Origin of the sequence: Halomonas salipaludis (assembly GCF_002286975.1) — a bacterium.
GTDB lineage: Bacteria > Pseudomonadota > Gammaproteobacteria > Pseudomonadales > Halomonadaceae > Franzmannia > Franzmannia salipaludis.
The window spans coordinates 117473-133997 of the sequence record NZ_NSKB01000001.1; the positions used below are offsets into that span (position 1 = coordinate 117473).

A 16525-nucleotide genomic window follows, 5' to 3' on the forward strand; every position below is an offset into this window, starting at 1 on the left:
TTGCTACATATTTTTTGCCGAGGGATACGCTATGACCACCAAGCAGAAGCTGGACGCGACCACCGTTGTGAGTTTGGCGCCGCCTGGCCCTGACGACATGACCGAGAGCGGCAATCCCAAGACCCAACTGGTCTACTGGGATTCTGTCATCGTGGGGTTTGGCATCCGCGTTGGCCGGGAGAAGATCGACCCCAAGACGGGCGAGCCGAAGCCACCAACCCGCACCTTCTTCTACCAAGGCCGCCTGAACGGTAAGCTGATGAAAGTCACCATTGGCAAGATGGGGCGCATCAAAGCCGAGGCAGCCCGCAAGGAAGCCAAGCGTATCCAGTCCATGATGGAGCTGGGCCAAGACCCCAGCCGCAAGAAGGGCGCCAGCAAGGCGGCATCAACCTTTGGCGAGATGATGACAGCCTACTGCGACCTGCTGACGGCTCAAGGCAAAGTATCGGCTCGCAACGTCAAGAATCAGATAGACCGAGATATCAAGAACGCTCACCCCCGCCTGTGGAAGAAGCCCGCCGCCGAGATCACGCTTCACGATTGCATGGCGATTGTTGGCGCCCTGTCTGACGTGGGTAAGAAGCGACAGGCTGACAAGATACGCAGCTATATACGTACCGCTTTCAGTGAGGCCATCAACTCCCACGGCGACGCAACCATGCCAGCGTCCATGCGCAAGCTCAACATCACGTTCAACCCCGCCCGTGATATGCGTAAGGTCAAGGGCAGCAGCAACGCAAAGGATCGAGCGTTAACGCTTGCCGAGTTCCGCGCCTACTGGCGCCGGGTGAAAACACTTCCTGAGCCCCATCGCTCTATTGCCATGCTCCACGTTCTGTCTGGTGGGCAGCGCCAGCAGCAGCTTGCCCGTGTGACCCTCCACGACATCGACCGCGACGGCCCGAGCATGCGCATACTCGACTACAAGGGGCGGCGGACTGAACCCCGTGTCCATATCATCCCGCTACTACCCGAGGCGCTGGAATCTATCGACCGCATTACAGGCAGCGGTGAGTACGTCTTTTCGTGCGACGGCGGGCAGCGCCCGATACACAACGTCTTCATCAATGACATTGCCAAGCGCATACGCGCTCAGATGGAGAAGGCGGGCGAGCTGGAGGGTGGGCACTTCACGGCAGGTTCAATCAGGGCAACGGTCGAGACTCGATTGATAGCCAAGCCGTACCGCGTCAGTTCCGATGTGCTGGGGCAGTTGCTCAGCCATGGCACTGGCGGCATTCAGCAGAAGCACTACCAGCACCATGACTTTTTCGACGAGAAGCTAGAGGCGTTGCAGATGCTGCTGCGCATGGTCGAGGGGCAACCCGAGCCGGGTGCCCAGGTGGTCGAGTTTAAGAGGGCGCAGGCATGAAAGACCCGCTAGAAGGGCTTGATGGCCAGGAACGGGAGTGGCTGGCCAATATCGCCCAGGCCGAAGGTCTAACGCTTGAGCAGGCGCGGCAGCGTAGGGACCAATCCGCCGAGAGGCTTTCAGGCGCGTTCCGGCGGGCAGCCGAAGCGCAAGGAATAAGCGAAGAGGAAATAGAACAAGCATATAAATCAGAAAAGTACATGATTGAGTTTACATATAAAATGAAAGGGGTTAAGTTTCCTGGCCGCTTTAGTATTGCTGCCGCCGCTGATACTGGCGAGCGGGTGCTATCTGCTTCTTCACGTGGTCATGAGAACACGCATGGTACCGAAGAGGATAAAATAAAGCGCTGGGGCGAGTATCAAAATTATCTTGATGAACTAATGCAGCGCAATAAATCGTTAAGCCTGACAGAGGCGCGCCGTAAAACAGCAGTCCATTTCGATGTAAGTGCAAAGACGATTCAGCGTCATACTGAAAGCCCAAAGTGAAAAAGTGAGGACACTGCCCGCCACTGTCCCCGCCCCCTCAAAGTGATCATGGACTCGTTCAAATCAACTGACGAGCGAGTCCAACTAATGAAAGCTGACACCTACTTAGAATCTACCATCTTCAAAGGCGGCACCCTTCCCCCTGATGCCGTCGTCCCTCTTCCCAAACTGATGAACCAGCGCGACCTTGCCGATTATCTTGGCAAGTCTACTGCCTGGTGCGAGCGCGCCCGCTGGGCTGGTGAAGGCCCCCGTTACATTAAACTTGGAAGGCATGTCAGATATCGCGCTGATGATGTGCTTGCCTGGATTGAAGAATGTGCCCGCACTTCTACTACCGGAGGTGCTGGCGAATGACCGCTTCCAAACTTCAACAACTGATTATCCGCATTGTTGGACGCCGCGACGGTATCGAGCCGGGCTTCCTCATTAACCAAGCTGTCAGAGAAGGCTACTCCGCGCAGGAAGTCCGCGAGGGTATCGACTGGCTGCTGAACACGGGGCAACTCGACTTCCACATCGAGCGATACGGCATTGAATACTGCTTGCCCGAGGGAGGTGTTGCCCATGGCTGACATGCAAAGAAAAGCGCCCGGCCTTGGGGAGGGCCGAGCGCATCAATATATGTCGTCTACTGTCAATGATACCACAACCGCCTTCACTGTCACGCTGTGGAAGAATAAGCTGGGCACCCAAAAGCGTGACTTGATTATGACATGGCCGGAGTTCTGCCAGTGGCTCGGAGACTTGCCCCGCGTATCGGTCAAGGATGACTGCCAGCTTATCAAGTTGGCCGAGTTCGGAGACGAGCGGACAGAAAAAGGCGCCCTCCGCCATGATGCCAACATAATGTCTATTACTGGCATCGAAGGCGATTATGACGATGAAGTCATGACGCCCCAGCAGGCGATAGAGAAGCTAGAAGCGCATGGGCTTCGTTCTGCTGTGGTACCAACCTTCAGCAGCACGCCCGAGAAGCCCCGATGGCGCGTTCTAACGCCGTTGGCTGAGCCAGTCTCACCAAGTGAGCGCCTAAAGTATTTGGAGGCGCTGAATGGCATTCTCGGCGGTGTTCTGTCTCATGAGTCGGCTACGCTGAGCCAAAGCTATTACGTTGGTGTTCGGGCTGGCGCTGACTTCTCTGTCATCCATACCTTCGGAGACCCCGAGCAGGGATATACACTCGACGGCATAGAGATGATGGACGGGCTCGACCACTTGCGCCTGCCAGTGCAGGGGGGCCGGTCGAAGGATAAGGGCGGCGATGCCAGAAACTTTGACGTGGCGATAGACGATTCCACCTTCGATGATTGGGTCGAAGATGTTTGTAGCACCGATGCTATTCACCCGGCCCTGGTGCGAATCGTGGCCCACTGCGTGGCCAAAGGCTTCGACGATGTGCACATTCGGCTTCTCTTCACCGGCCTAGCTGACCGCGTGGCTGCAAAGCGTGGGGCTGAGCGGGCCGACCTGATGCTCGGCAAAGAGCTAGACGACGCGATAAGCAGCGCCCGTGATAAAGGATTCGCGCCGCGCCCCTTCGACGACATCCTCGCTGATGCCAAGGCGCTTGATCAGGACAGCGACCCCAATACCATCGACGCGGTGATTAAGGAATCTGTGACGCTGCCGCCTATTCAGAAGCGCCGAGTACGCGAGGCCATAAAGCGGGGAACGGGGCTCCCGTATGGCGTCATGGATGAAGCCGAACGGGGTGCGTCCGATGATGACGAAGCCGACGACCTGGCACTAGCCCAGGGGTTGGCCGAAGAAATCGGGCGCGAAAACGTACTGGGCAGCGAGGCATTCGTCTGGCAGTGGCGCGATACAGGCGTCTGGCAAAAGCAGGAAGACCGGAGCGTAAAGCAGTGGGTGCAGGGTTACATTTCGGGGAAGGTGGGCGCCGTGAGGAAAACCAATGTCGAGAGCGTGGCGGATCTGTTCCGAACTGAGATATTCAGCCCCCACCATGAATTCGACATAGGTCCGCCGGAGTGCGTCAACACGCCGAATGGTGAGCTGGTGCTTGAGTCTGGAAACTGGACGCTTGTTCCGCACGACCGAGAGCACTATCGGACGACTCAAGTACCTGTCGAGTATGACCCGAACGCCCAGGCGTCTATGTTCGAGAAGTTCATGCTCGAAGTTTTCAATGGTGATCCTGATGCCGCCGATAAGCGTAAGGCGTTACTTGAAATGATGGGCTATACCCTGATGGCACACTGCCGTCATGAAAAGTTCATCATCCTTGTCGGCTCCGGTGCCAACGGCAAAAGCGTGTTGCTATCCGTGCTGGAAGCGCTCGCTGGTGTAGTGAACGTGGCAGGGGTGCAGCCGTCACAGTTCGACCGCTCATTTCAGCGAGCACACCTTCACGGCAAGCTGGCCAACATCGTGACCGAGATCAAGCAAGGCGAGATGATCGACGACGCTAGTCTAAAAGGCATCGTTTCAGGCGAGCCGACAACGGTTGAACATAAGTTCAAAGACCCGTTTGTGATGCGCCCGTTCTCTACTTGCTGGTTCGGCACCAACCATATGCCGCATACCCGCGACTTCTCCGACGCCCTGTTTCGTCGCGCCCTGGTGGTGGAGTTCAACAACAAGTTCAAGCCGGAGCTTGGCAACTGTGACCCGCAGTTGAAGGATAAGCTGATGGGGGAGTTGCCTGGAATCTTGAACTTGGCGCTTGAAGCATACGCGGAAGCGCTGCTGTTTGGCTTCACTATGCCGGATAGCTGCAAGCAAGCCCGAGAGCGCTGGCGGTTGGAGGCGGATCAAGTCGCGCAGTTTGTCGATGCGGAATGCCAGCCGGAGGCGGGCGAGCGCATACCGCCCCAGCGACTCTACAACGCCTATCGCGGTTGGGCAGATGAGAACGGCATTCATAAGAAGATGGGCCAGCGTCAGTTTATCGACCGGGTGGTGCTACTCGGCTTCGAGCGGCATAGAACCGGGAAATCCCGATATATATGCGGGCTCAAGTGTGAGCGCATCTTTAGCGAGTTCGTGGGGGCATGACATGAGAGTTATCGAGGCAACTGGAAGGGATCATCGCTACAACCTCATGATGCATATGGCGATGGACGAGTACGACGACTTAACCGCTGATGAGCGAGCCGAACGGTTTGCGATGGCGTATGTGTATGCGCTTCCCGAAACGGGAGTCACGGTACTGGCTGCTGAATATCACGGTAGTCTGCTGGGCTACGCCATCCTGACCCCTAAGAAAAGGGGGGCTGCTGTAAGGTTGCACTGGCTGTACGTCGGGAAGGCGGCCCGTGGGTGGGGTGTGGGGAGCCTGCTGGTGAAAGAGGCGGTAAAACGATACCGCTACCTGCAACTAGCCTGCCATCCGAGGCTGAAGCCGTATTATCAGCGATTCGGTTTCAGCGTATGGCGGAAGTCAATGAATGATGGCGACCTGATCGGTAGTACCACGAAGAAAGGTGCCCGCCTTCCCTTCATTGCCCGAATCATCCCTGGTGAAGCCTTTGATGCTGGGCGATGGATGGCAGCGCAGGTAGAGCGAGAACGTCGAGCATCGTGAAGTGAGAGCCCCGCCTAGCGCGGGGTTTTTCTTTTCTAAGGGCTGACGGTGACGGACAGTGACGCTAGTGACGGACGTTTCGACATTCCATGATGGGGGAGAAAGAAATAGTGACACTTATAACCGTCACTGAGTAATTGAATATGTTTTTGTGGGTATAGGGGAATGTGGGATTAAGCGTCACCCGCGTCACCTGCGTCACCACTGACACCCGAATACATGACCGATTGGTCAGCATTTCATCCCACCCCTATTTTGACCAGTACCCTCCGCGCATCGACACCGACACGCCTCTTATGGATATATAGTCCCCCTAAAAGACGTTCAAGCTACTGTTATATAGTAAGTTAATCTGAGAGGCGTATAATATGTATCAGATGAGTATCAGATGGTCGAGTTTGAACGGGTATTGGTCGCCACTTGATCGCCGAACTATCACCGCGTCCAGCACGAAAGGTAATTAGATATGGCAAGACTAAAAAGCCTGCCTGAATCCTTCACCAGCGGGTGGCTGGAGAATATCGACAAGCGAACGGCCTTTGGCTACGCGATGGCACGCCGCTATCACGAATTCACGTCAGACTTGGGCGGTGTCGAGAACCTGTCATTCCAGCAGCGGGTATTGGTCGAGCGTGCTCTATTCCTTCAGCAATGGATTGCCCAGTCTGAAGCGGCAATTGCAGAGGGTGGCGATGCGGACATGGGCAAGATCACCGCCGCTAACAATACGCTGATGGGCATCCTGTCCAAGCTGGGCCTGGAGCGTAAGGCAAAGAACGTTCCCTCGCTCGGTGAGTACATCGCCCGCCGTGAGGGGGCCGCCCAATGATCAAGCAAACCAATGTCTTCTGGATTGTGGCTGGCCGTCGTGGTGCCAAGTCTAACCCCGCCGCGATGCTGGCGATTCTGGAATCACTGAAGGTGGCCCGATGAACGTCACCATCCGCGACGCCATGACAGACCCGGCCCTATTCGGCGAGCAGTTCGGCGGGGAATCCTTCGAGGCGTGGCGGGCACTGCTGAGCGGCTTCTACGGGCTCGACCTGACCTATGCAGAGCGTAAGCACTGGAAGGCCCTCACAAAGCAGCAGGCAGCCCCCAGGGCGCCGCATGACGAGCTATGGTTAGTGGTGGGCCGCCGTGGTGGCAAGTCGCAGTGTGCCGCCCTCCTGGCCGTCTACGAGGCCGCCTTTCGTGACTACTCCGACCGCCTGAGCCCCGGCGAGGTGGCGACCATCATGGTGCTGGCCGCTGACAGGCGCCAAGCCCGCAGCGCATTCCGGTATATCACCGGCCTGCTGCACTCCAACCCCATGCTTGAACGGATGATCGTACGCGAGGACAAGGAAGCCGTAGAGCTGAGCAACCGCACCGCTATTGAAGTCCATACGGCGAGTTTCCGGGCCGTGCGTGGTTACACGGTCGCCTGCTGCATCGCCGACGAGATAGCGTTCTGGCGCTCCGAGGATAGCGCCAACCCTGACCATGAAATCATCAACGCGATACGCCCGGCCATGGCCACGCTGGACGGCCGCCTGGTGGCCCTGTCGAGCCCGTACGCCCGCCGTGGTGCCCTGTGGGACGCCTACAAGCGACAGTTCGGCAAGCCTGGCCCGATCCTGGTAGCCAAGGCGCCTAGCCGCACCATGAACCCGACGTTGCCCCAGCGCGTGGTCGATCAGGCCATGGAGCGTGACGAGGCCAGCGCTAAAGCCGAGTACCTGGCTGAATTCCGTAGTGACGTTGAGGGATTCATCACCCGCGAGGTAGTGGAGCAGTGCACCGTGCCGGGTCGCGTGGAGCTGCCCCCGACAGACAATGCCCGTTACGTCGCCTTCACTGACCCTTCAGGGGGATCGAAGGACGCCTGGACCCTGGCCATTGCCCACCTTGAGGGGCAGACCGTGGTGGTCGATGCCACCCGCAGCCGCAAGCCGCCGTTCTCACCTGACGCTGTGGTCGAGGAATACGCCGCCCTGCTGAAGCAGTACCGCTGCCAAGACGTTACTGGCGACCGATACGGCGGACAGTTCCCGCGTGAATTGTTCGACAAGTACGGCATTCGCTACAAGATCGCCGACCGCCCACGCTCCGACCTGTACCGCGACATGCTCCCGCTGATGAATTCCGCCCGCGTGGAGTTACCAGATTCGGCCCAACTGATGAAAGAGCTTGTTTCCCTGGAGCGCCGCACCGCTCGGAGTGGCAAGGACACCATCGACCACGGCCCAGGTGGGCATGATGACCTGGCTAACAGCGTGGCGGGCGCCATCGTCACCACGAACGGCAACACCGGCAGCAAAGCAGGCATCTTGCTACCACGCCGGCACCGCATGGGGATGCGCCGATGATTCCGATTCACACAGGCACCGCCGTCGAGAGTGTCACGGATGAAGAATTCGAAAAACTTCGGAGCACCGTGCTGCAACTGATCGAGCTGCAACAGCAGAACCATATCGAGGTGGTGGCCGCAGTCACCGCCCAGGTTCAACCGACACTAGCGCGGCTAGAAATCCAATCCGCCCTGGCCGAACGCGCCGGGGCAACACTGCATTAACCCAACCGCCCTGGAGGGCACTGCTATGCAATTCATTACCAACAACGTGCCCGCCGGCACTGATCAGAAAACCGAGGCATTCGCCGCTGATTTTGTCGAGCTGCTGAAAAAGCACGGCATTGACCCAGCCCATGCCAACCTGAGCTTCGATGGCAAGAACGTTGCCGTTAACACTAGCCGGAGCAAAGCCCCCGCCAAGGGATGGGCTGACGACCTGGCACCCGACGACCTGCCCAGCAAGGGCGCCCCCGTCGAGGATACCCGACGCACCGCGCCGACTGACCCCGACAAGTTTAACCCCGCAGACTTGGCACCGGAGGCCTGATCATGAGCAAGGATCTGATTCAACAGGCCGCCGAGCTGCTGGATAACCCGGACGCCAGCGCCCAGCAATTCAACGCCCTGGCCCGCGACGTATCCCTGGCCCGCGAACAGCTCTCCGCGTCGATGAATCCCGGCAAGCCTGCCGCGAGCATGGCCGCGTCGATGGATGACGCCATTGGTGCCATTGAGGCCGAGAATCGGCGCAAGCTGGAGGTCGAGGCGCTGGGCCGTTGCTTCACTCAACTGAAGGCCGCCGAGCGTCGTGCCCGTGCCGCCGAGGCTGCTGCTGGCTTTGATGATGCCCAGGCGTCGCTGGTGGCCCAGGCTGATCACGTCGCCGCGCTGGAGCGTCAACTGGCAGAGGCCCGCACCGAGCTAGGCGAGCAGGCCAAGCGCATGGAGCAACGTCGTCAGGCCGCCCCAGGCTGCACCGTGGATGGTGAGACAGCCGACCGCATCGCCGCGCTAGTGCATCCAACCCCTGACTTTGCCCCTGCTGAGCGCTCACACCGGACGACAGTTCGCCGCCAACTGGCTGGCTGATTCCTGGCCCCTACGGGGGCCGCTTCATTCTGAGGGGCAGCGATGGAAGCCGAGAGCATCGACCACCCGTGGCGCGTGTACTACCCCGAGGTAGACGAGTCACGGCAAACGCGGGCAGAGCTGGCTAATGCCTGTAGCAACCTGTTTGGCGCGGCACTCGGTCAATACTACTCAGACTGCACAGCGGCTCTCAGGGACAAGGCTCACCATGGCGACCAAGGCGAGGCGCTGGAAGATATTACTTCCGTGGATATGCCCCTGCTGCGCCACCTATGCCGCCTGTGTGACGCCGATGCGGATAGAGTGGCCTCCGCCATGATCCATGGCCTGGACGCCGGGAGGAAGTTCACTCAAGCCGCCATGAATCGGGCCGTTCCCGAGGTGTACGAGCGTTTTGGCCCTGAGCGGGGGGTAAGGACTAAATCCAATTGGCGGGAAAAGGGCGGGGGCATGGGGCCGTTGAGTGGGCGGGGGGCTAGTATTGTTGCCGAAAACGTTCCGCTAGCTCAGCCAAGGCATTGATTAGCTGAGGGTCTTGGCACATTAGATCATGGCCATCTGGTTCATCGAGTATATCAATGAGTAGATATTTTTCAGGATCATAATACCCACGCGTGTAGACGAGAATGCGACTTGATGTCTTGCGGGATCGACGTTGGTAGCGCAAGAGCCATTGGTCTCGTGCGGCTTCGTCAAATATGGGGATTAGATGGACGTGGCGCAATTCTTCATCTACTGCCAAGCGCGGGGTGCGAAAGGCGCTGTCTTTGCCAAAGGTTATATGCTCATATTCGCCAACCTGAAGCCAGTCGAGAAACTCATCACGAAGCTGACGGAAGGAATCTTCACCCAAGGCGTCTCTAAGCTGCGTTGTGGTGAATACCTTTGCCATTCAGTCCCTTAGGGTGGGGTTGCTAAATTTCTTAGGCGGCTAGGTTTCGATGAAGTCCGCGGTGCGGTAGCCTTTGATGCGCTGCTCTGTGGTTAGCTCACGGTTACGCTGAACAACCCTCTCAACGCCTCTCCCCATGACGACAAGGCCTCGCGCTCTTTTCTTGCCAGTGTATACGCGCAGCTTTTCCGCTACCTGATCATCACGGTGATCACGGCCTTGTAGGACAGAGGGTTTTCGATAGTCTTTCAAAATCATAGCGGCAGCCTCATAGTTGGACGTTGCCATTCCCATAGTATGGGGATGGTGAGGCGAGCTGTCCAATGCTTACTGAAGAGGGGGGAGAATGGTACGGGTGGCCGGACTCGAACCGGCACGGCCTAACGGCCTTCAGATTTTAAGTCTGATGTGTCTACCAATTCCACCACACCCGCATGGTGATACATAAGCGCTACATAAAAATTCAAGATCATTCTAAGATATTGAATTTAATGTGTTTTTTCCCCGATACCTGCAAGATTTTAAGTCTCTTGCGTCTACCAATTTCGCCATCCGGGCGGGAGTTCGAGCGGGGGATCTTGCACAGCGAAGAATATCGTACAGACGAAAATGGAGGCTGGAGTCGGAATCGAACCGGCGTACACGGAGTTGCAGTCCGCTGCATAACCACTCTGCCATCCAGCCTCTCTTGTCAGGAATAGCAAAAGCACATTCCCGACGAATCATGGAGCGGGAAACGAGATGCGATCGGACCGGCGCACCGGCTCGCGATACTGCTCGCTTCTAGCTTGTCCCATGCCGAATCATGGAGCGGGAAACGAGATTCGAACTCGCGACCCCAACCTTGGCAAGGTTGTGCTCTACCACTGAGCTATTCCCGCTTGATTCGAGTGCGTATTCTACGCATAACCCGCTGCTTGTCAATCGTTTATTACCGTTGGCAAGGCGGCCGAGACCGCCTTACATGGCGCGACTCAGATGCGGCCAGGCGGCACGTAGATATTGGACCATCGACCACAATGTCAGCGTGGCGGCGACGAACAAGGTGAGTACGCCCAGGTTGGCAATCAGCGAGCCGGGGGAGAAGCCCAGCAGCAGGAAGATCGACGTCATCTGCAGGGTGGTCTTGAGCTTGCCGATCCACGATACCGCCACCGTGCCGCGCTTGCCCATTTCGGCCATCCACTCGCGTAGCGCCGAGATCACGATCTCGCGGCCGATGATCACCAGCGCTGGCAGGGTCAGCCATACCACGTCATAGCGCTCGATCAGCAGCGCCAGCGCCACTGCCACCATCAGCTTGTCTGCCACCGGGTCGAGGAAGGCGCCGAACGGCGTGCTCTGGTCCCAGCGTCGCGCCAGATAGCCGTCGAGCCAGTCGGTGATTGCCGCTATGGCAAATAGCCCGGCGGCTAGCGGCATGCTCCAGCTGAACGGCAGGTAGAACACCACCACCAGCAGCGGAATGAAGGCAATACGCGCTAGTGTCAGGATATTGGGGATATTCATCTGTGCGTCGCAGGTCCTGGGGGGTGGACGGAAAGCCCTATCTTAGCGGTCTTGGCATGATTCATCCATGCGCCTCAGCCATGTAGCGCCTGATGAATGGCCTCGGCCAGGCTGGCACTGATACCGGGCACCTTGGCGAGGTCCTGGCGACTGGCCTTGCGCACGCCCTGCAGGCCACCGAAGTAGCGTAGTAGCTCGCGGCGACGCTTGGGGCCGACGCCGGGAATATCCTGCAGCGTCGAGGTGCGCCGCGCCTTGTCACGTCGCGTGCGGTGGCCGGTGATGGCGAAGCGGTGCGACTCGTCGCGGATGTGCTGGATCAAGTGCAGCGCCGGCGAGGCGCCGTCCAGCGCCAGGCTGCGCTCCACGGTTTCGATGAACAGCGTCTCGAGGCCGGCCTTGCGGGTGGTGCCTTTGGCGACGCCGAGCAGGCGAATGTCGGCGATGCCGAGCTCGGTGAACACCTCGCGGGCCATGTTCAGCTGGCCCTTGCCGCCATCCACCACCAGCACATCGGGACGCTTGCCTTCGCCGTCCTGCAGCCGCTTGAAGCGCCGCGTCAGCGCCTGGCGCATGGCGGCATAGTCATCGCCGGCGGCTACGCCTTCGATATTGAAGCGCCGGTAGTCCGACTTGATGGGGCCCTGGTGGTCGAACACCACGCAGGAGGCCACCGTGGCCTCGCCGTGGCTATGGCTGATGTCGAAGCACTCCAGGCGCTGCGGGGTGTCGGGCATGTCGAGGGCGTCGCGCAGCGCTGCGAAGCGCTTGGCCAGCTGCTGCTGGTTGGCGAGCTGGCTGGCCAGTTGCTGCTCGGCATTGGTTTGCGCCAGTTGCAGCCACTGGGCGCGATGACCGCGCACCTGATGAGCCAGGCGCACGCGCTTGCCGGCATGGGCGGAAAGGGCGTCCTGCAGCAGGCCGCGGTCGGGGAGCGGATGGGTGGTGATCACCTCGCTGGGTGCCTCGCGGCTCTGGCCCAGGTAGAGCTGGCTGACGAATTCGCCCAGCAGGGCTTCGGCGCCCAGGTCGAGGCCGTTGCTGGGGGCATAGTGGCTCGCGCCGAGCATGCGCCCCTGGCGCACGCTGATCACCGATACGCAGAGCGCGCCGGGGCGCTCTGCGAGAGCGATGATATCGGCATCGCCGCCCTCGGTGTCGACGAACTGGCGGGCCTGCAGCTGGCGCAGGTGCTGGACCTGGTCGCGCAGACGCGCCGCCTCCTCGAAGGCCAGCGCCTGACTGGCACGCTCCATGGCGGCGGTCAGCTCGTCGGTGACCTGTTCGCTCTTGCCCTCCAGGCACATGACGGCGTGCTCGAGGTCGCGGCGGTAGTCTTGCTCGCTGATGTAGTCGACGCAGGGCGCGCTGCAGCGCTGGATCTGATACTGCAGGCAGGGCCGTGTGCGGTGGGCGAAGACGCTGTCTTCGCAGTTGCGGATACGAAAGATCTTCTGCATCAATGACAGGCTCTCACGCACCGCGCCGCTGCTGGGGTAGGGGCCCAGGTAGCGGCCGTCGTCGCGTCGCGCCCGGGCGCGTTTGTACTCCAGCGCCGGATAGGGGTGGCGGTCGCTGACGAACACGAAGGGGTAGGACTTGTCGTCGCGCAGCAGGATGTTATACGGCGGACGCAGCTCCTTGATCAGGGTCTGCTCGAGCAGCAGCGCCTCGGTCTCGGTGCGCGTAACGGTGACCTGTATATCGGCGATGCGGCCTACCAGTGCCTGGGTCTTGGTATTCAGGGTGCCGCGGAAATAGCTGGCCAGGCGCGCCTTGAGGCGCTTTGCCTTGCCGATATAGAGCGTATCGCCCTGAATGTCGAGCATGCGATAGACGCCGGGGGAGGCGCTGACCGAGGCGAGAAAGTGCTTGGAATCGAAACTCATGGTGAATCACTGGCCGGAACTGCGGCCAGCATATCAGATCGGCGTTGCGCGCTCAGGCCTGCTCGCTGCTACGATAGCCGTCGACCAGGCCGTGACGCAGGCCGAGGTGGGTCAGTTCGACGTCGGAATGCACGCCAAGCTTCTCGAAGATCCGGTAGCGATAGGTGTTGACCGTCTTGGGGCTCAGGTAGAGTCGGTCGGAGATCTCGCTGACCTTCTGGCAGTTGACGATCATCATTGCCACCTGCAGCTCGCGATGAGAGAGGTTGTCGAAGGGGTTTTCGCTGGACTCCATCTTGGTGAGTACCAGCCGCTGGGCGATCTCGGGGCTGATGTAGCGCTGCCCGTCGAAGACATTGCGGATCGCCAGCACCATGTCGTCGAGCTCGGCACCCTTGCTGATGAAGCCGCTGGCGCCGGCATCGAGCAGACGCTGGGCAAAGGTTTCCTCGAGGAAGGCGGTCAATACCAAGACGTGGATATCGGCCATGCCCTTGGCGATCTTGCGGGTAGCCTCCAGGCCGCCGATCCCCGGCATGCGGATATCCATCAGGACGATATCGGGGCGAAGCTGGCGGGCCATGCTGATGGCTTCTTCGCCATCGATGGCTTCGCCAACCACGGCAATGCCGTCTTCGCCGTCGAGTAACCGGGCTATGCTGGTACGCACCAGATGGTGATCGTCTGCAACAAGGACCTTGATCAAGTCAGCTCCCGTATCTGTCCAAAAAGGGCGTCGGCATGCGGGGCGGTTCGCCCGACGCTGCAAGCTTAGCTTTAATTAGTACGCCAATCCATAGCGTTATCGTTACTGGCGATGGTGCTATCGTAACCCGCGATGGCAAGCCGCCTCCGGGCACTGCTTGACGCCACCAAACCCTTTGTATATCATACGCTTCGTCTTGTGAGAGGCGATCTTTCAAGATCCAGTGGCAATCCATTCTTGCCATTCGTGGGGCCTTAGCTCAGCTGGGAGAGCGCAACACTGGCAGTGTTGAGGTCAGCGGTTCGATCCCGCTAGGCTCCACCAACAAGATTCCCTGAAGCAGCCGCTTGTCGCACCGCGACAGGCGGCTTTTTCATTGGGCTATAAAACACCGCGAACGCCCCGCGGTCGTTGGCCGCGTGAGCAGCCCCCTGCCGACAACAGGGGGCTGCTTTCAGGACTCGACCCGGCCCAGTAGCAGGAATTCGAGCAACGCCTTCTGGGCGTGCAGGCGGTTGCCGGCTTCCTGCCAGACTACCGCACGAGGGTCGTCTAGCAGAGTTGCACTGATCTCTTCGCCGCGGTGGGCTGGCAGGCAGTGCAGGAATAGCACATCCTTGGCGGCGCGATCGAGCATTGCTTCGGTGACCTGAAAACCGCTGAAGTCGGCCTCGCGCTTGGCCTGTTCTTCCTCCTGGCCCATCGAGGCCCAGACATCGGTGGTGATCAGGTCGGCATCCTGGGCCGCCTGCTGCGGATCGTGCAGGATCGTGACCCGCTCGCCAGCGGCGGCCAGGATATCCTGGCGCGGCTCGTAGCCCTCAGGGCAGCACACTCGCAGCTGGAAGTCGAACTGGCGGGCGGCATTGATCCAGGAGTGGCACATGTTGTTGCCGTCACCTATCCATACCGCGGTCTTGCCGCGGATCTGGCCGCGCAGCTCGGTCCAGGTCATCACGTCGGCGAGCAGTTGGCAGGGATGGTAGTCGTCGGTGAGGGCGTTGATCACCGGCACGCTGCTGGCGGCGGCGAAGGCTTCCAGCCCCTGGTGGGAGAAGGTGCGGATCATCACCGCATCGACCATCTCCGAGAGCACGCGGGCGGTATCCTCGACCGGCTCGCCGCGACCCAGCTGAGTGTCCCGCGAGGAGAGGAACAGCGCATGGCCGCCGAACTGTGCCATGGCGGTCTCGAAGGAGACGCGGGTGCGCGTCGAGGACTTCTCGAAGATCATCGCTAGGGTACGGTTCGAGAACGGCGTATAGGTTGGGCCGTGTGTCTTTAGGCCGTTCTTGATGCTGATCGCGCGCCGAATCAGGTAGCTGAGTTCGTCGCTCGAGAGGTCCAACAGGGTCAGGAAATGGCGAGTCGCCATGATGTCGCTCCGCGAGAAAAAACAGTCATCCTAGCCATCCCCCCGCTGCAGCGCAATGTGCCCGGCGGTGCGCGCGATGGCAGGGGTGTTTTCGATGCGCGCGGATCAGTAGAATGGGGGGTAACGTCAAGCCAACCGAACAGGAGTGCTCATGAGCACCACCGCAGAGAATATCCAGCAGCAGATCAGTGAAAACCCGATCCTCATCTACATGAAGGGCACCCCGCAGCTGCCGCAGTGCGGCTTCTCGGCGCAGACCGTGCAGGCGCTGATGGCCTGTGGCGAGCGCTTCGCCTTCGTCAATGTGCTCGACAACCCCGATATCCGCGCCGAGCTGCCCAAGATTGCCAACTGGCCGACCTTTCCGCAGTTGTGGGTCAACGGCGAGCTGGTCGGCGGCTGCGACATCGTGGTCGAGATGTACCAGAACGGCGAGCTCGAGCCGCTGGTCAAGGACGCCGCCGCCAAGCAGCAGGACGACGCGTAACAACAGCAGCAAGCGCCCAGCACCAGCACCAGCACCAGCGGCTGGGTGCTGGACACGACGGTCTAGAACGTACGCAGCACGGCCCCACGGGAATCAATTCCCGTGGGGCTTGTGTTTGGTATCAGAATAGTGGGAGACGACACCCTGTGGCGCTCGGCGCTAGTCCTCCTCCATCCCCTGCTCGCGCTGGGCGAGATGCCAGCCGCCGAGGTCCTTGTAGCGATTGACCATGGCGCAGAACAGCTCAGCGGTGCGTTCGGTGTCGTAGCGCGCCGAGTGGGCCGACGAGTTGTCGAATTCGATGCCGGCGGCGCGGCAGGCGCGAGCCAGTACCGTCTGTCCGTAGACCAGGCCCGCCAGCGAGGCGGTGTCGAAACTCGAGAACGGGTGGAAGGGGTTACGCTTGATGCCGCAGCGCGCCACCGCGGCGTTGAGGAAGCCGTGGTCGAAGGCGGCATTGTGGCCAACCAGCACCGCGCGGGTGCAGCCATTGGCCTTTATCGCCTTGCGTACCGGACGAAATATCTCGCCCAAGGCTTCCGCCTCGCTCAGGGCGACTTTCTGGCGTAGCGGGTCGTCGAGCTTGATGCCGGTAAAGTCCAGCGCCGACTGTTCGATGTTGGCGCCCTCGAAGGGACTGATGTGAAAAGCGTAGGTGGCATCGGGGGCGAGTACGCCATCCGCGTTCATGGCCAGCGTCACCGCGGCGATTTCGAGGATCGCATCGCCTTGGGCATTGAAGCCGCCGGTTTCAAGATCCACGACCACCGGCAGGAAACTGCGAAAACGCTTAGCCATCAGATCGCAGGCGACTGTCTCGCTCATGT

Annotated in this window: 18 protein-coding genes and 4 tRNA genes; 13 read left to right on the forward strand and 9 right to left on the reverse strand. The window is 59.9% G+C overall.

Annotation, left to right across the window (positions count from 1 at the left end; translation table 11 throughout):
• Positions 1-31: 31 nt before the first annotated feature.
• The 11 genes from CK498_RS00625 to CK498_RS00675 all read left to right on the forward strand — a co-directional run bounded on the left by CK498_RS00625 (position 32) and on the right by CK498_RS00675 (position 8840).
• A complete protein-coding gene (locus CK498_RS00625) occupies positions 32-1375 on the forward strand; it encodes a tyrosine-type recombinase/integrase (RefSeq protein WP_095618937.1) in 1344 nt (447 codons plus the stop codon).
• Positions 1372-1866 (forward strand): hypothetical protein, encoded by a 495-nt coding sequence (locus CK498_RS00630; protein WP_095618938.1) that lies wholly within the window; start codon positions 1372-1374, stop codon positions 1864-1866. The genes CK498_RS00625 and CK498_RS00630 overlap by 4 nt, the downstream gene beginning before the upstream one ends.
• Positions 1867-1953: 87 nt before the next feature.
• Positions 1954-2223, forward strand: a complete 270-nt coding sequence (locus tag CK498_RS00635; RefSeq protein ID WP_217987669.1) for a helix-turn-helix transcriptional regulator — start codon at positions 1954-1956, stop codon at positions 2221-2223.
• Positions 2220-2441, forward strand: coding sequence for a hypothetical protein (locus CK498_RS00640; RefSeq protein WP_095618939.1), 222 nt, complete (start codon positions 2220-2222; stop codon positions 2439-2441). The genes CK498_RS00635 and CK498_RS00640 overlap by 4 nt, the downstream gene beginning before the upstream one ends.
• Positions 2434-4887: a DNA primase family protein gene (locus CK498_RS00645; protein WP_095618940.1), complete on the forward strand. Its 2454-nt coding sequence runs from the start codon at positions 2434-2436 to the stop codon at positions 4885-4887. The genes CK498_RS00640 and CK498_RS00645 overlap by 8 nt, the downstream gene beginning before the upstream one ends.
• Before the next feature lies 1 nt (position 4888).
• The gene (locus CK498_RS00650) at positions 4889-5416 is read left to right on the forward strand and encodes a GNAT family N-acetyltransferase (RefSeq protein WP_176475675.1); all 528 of its coding nucleotides are present in this window, start codon (positions 4889-4891) and stop codon (positions 5414-5416) included.
• A 466-nt stretch (positions 5417-5882) separates the two neighbouring features.
• Complete coding sequence (locus CK498_RS00655; protein ID WP_095618942.1) at positions 5883-6245, forward strand: hypothetical protein; 363 nt, start codon at positions 5883-5885, stop codon at positions 6243-6245.
• 100 nt (positions 6246-6345) lie between these two features.
• On the forward strand, positions 6346-7767 hold the full coding sequence (locus tag CK498_RS00660; protein WP_217987670.1) for a hypothetical protein: 1422 nt from the start codon (positions 6346-6348) through the stop codon (positions 7765-7767).
• Positions 7764-7973, forward strand: coding sequence for a hypothetical protein (locus tag CK498_RS00665; RefSeq protein WP_095618943.1), 210 nt, complete (start codon positions 7764-7766; stop codon positions 7971-7973). The genes CK498_RS00660 and CK498_RS00665 overlap by 4 nt, the downstream gene beginning before the upstream one ends.
• A 25-nt stretch (positions 7974-7998) precedes the next feature.
• Positions 7999-8298 (forward strand): hypothetical protein, encoded by a 300-nt coding sequence (locus CK498_RS00670; RefSeq protein WP_095618944.1) that lies wholly within the window; start codon positions 7999-8001, stop codon positions 8296-8298.
• A gap of 2 nt (positions 8299-8300) precedes the next feature.
• Positions 8301-8840, forward strand: coding sequence for a hypothetical protein (locus tag CK498_RS00675; RefSeq protein ID WP_095618945.1), 540 nt, complete (start codon positions 8301-8303; stop codon positions 8838-8840).
• Positions 8841-9315: 475 nt separating this feature from the next.
• Here the strand turns inward: CK498_RS00675 and CK498_RS00685 are convergent, their stop codons facing one another.
• The 7 genes from CK498_RS00685 to uvrY all read right to left on the reverse strand — a co-directional run bounded on the left by CK498_RS00685 (position 9316) and on the right by uvrY (position 13836).
• Positions 9316-9732 (reverse strand): type II toxin-antitoxin system YafO family toxin, encoded by a 417-nt coding sequence (locus CK498_RS00685; RefSeq protein ID WP_095618947.1) that lies wholly within the window; start codon positions 9730-9732, stop codon positions 9316-9318.
• A gap of 347 nt (positions 9733-10079) precedes the next feature.
• A tRNA-Leu gene (locus CK498_RS00695) sits at positions 10080-10166 on the reverse strand.
• A 176-nt stretch (positions 10167-10342) separates the two neighbouring features.
• A tRNA-Cys gene (locus CK498_RS00700) sits at positions 10343-10416 on the reverse strand.
• 122 nt (positions 10417-10538) lie between these two features.
• Positions 10539-10613 (reverse strand) — tRNA-Gly (locus tag CK498_RS00705).
• Between the two features lie 79 nt (positions 10614-10692).
• Positions 10693-11241, reverse strand: coding sequence for a CDP-diacylglycerol--glycerol-3-phosphate 3-phosphatidyltransferase (gene pgsA, locus CK498_RS00710; protein WP_095618949.1), 549 nt, complete (start codon positions 11239-11241; stop codon positions 10693-10695).
• Between the two features lie 74 nt (positions 11242-11315).
• Complete coding sequence (gene uvrC, locus CK498_RS00715; protein WP_095618950.1) at positions 11316-13130, reverse strand: excinuclease ABC subunit UvrC; 1815 nt, start codon at positions 13128-13130, stop codon at positions 11316-11318.
• Between the two features lie 52 nt (positions 13131-13182).
• Positions 13183-13836 (reverse strand): UvrY/SirA/GacA family response regulator transcription factor, encoded by a 654-nt coding sequence (gene uvrY / locus CK498_RS00720; protein WP_095618951.1) that lies wholly within the window; start codon positions 13834-13836, stop codon positions 13183-13185.
• A gap of 248 nt (positions 13837-14084) precedes the next feature.
• On the opposite strand from uvrY, the gene CK498_RS00725 reads away from it, so the two are divergent.
• Positions 14085-14160 (forward strand) — tRNA-Ala (locus tag CK498_RS00725).
• Between the two features lie 130 nt (positions 14161-14290).
• Here CK498_RS00725 and argF read toward each other — a convergent pair.
• Entirely contained in the window at positions 14291-15211 is a 921-nt protein-coding gene (argF, locus tag CK498_RS00730; RefSeq protein WP_095618952.1) for an ornithine carbamoyltransferase, read from the reverse strand.
• A gap of 151 nt (positions 15212-15362) precedes the next feature.
• Here argF and grxD point away from each other — a divergent pair, with 151 nt between their 5' ends.
• The gene (gene grxD / locus CK498_RS00735) at positions 15363-15698 is read left to right on the forward strand and encodes a Grx4 family monothiol glutaredoxin (protein ID WP_095618953.1); all 336 of its coding nucleotides are present in this window, start codon (positions 15363-15365) and stop codon (positions 15696-15698) included.
• Positions 15699-15857: 159 nt separating this feature from the next.
• Here the strand turns inward: grxD and rnt are convergent, their stop codons facing one another.
• Complete coding sequence (gene rnt, locus CK498_RS00740; protein ID WP_095618954.1) at positions 15858-16523, reverse strand: ribonuclease T; 666 nt, start codon at positions 16521-16523, stop codon at positions 15858-15860.
• Positions 16524-16525 lie beyond the last annotated feature (2 nt).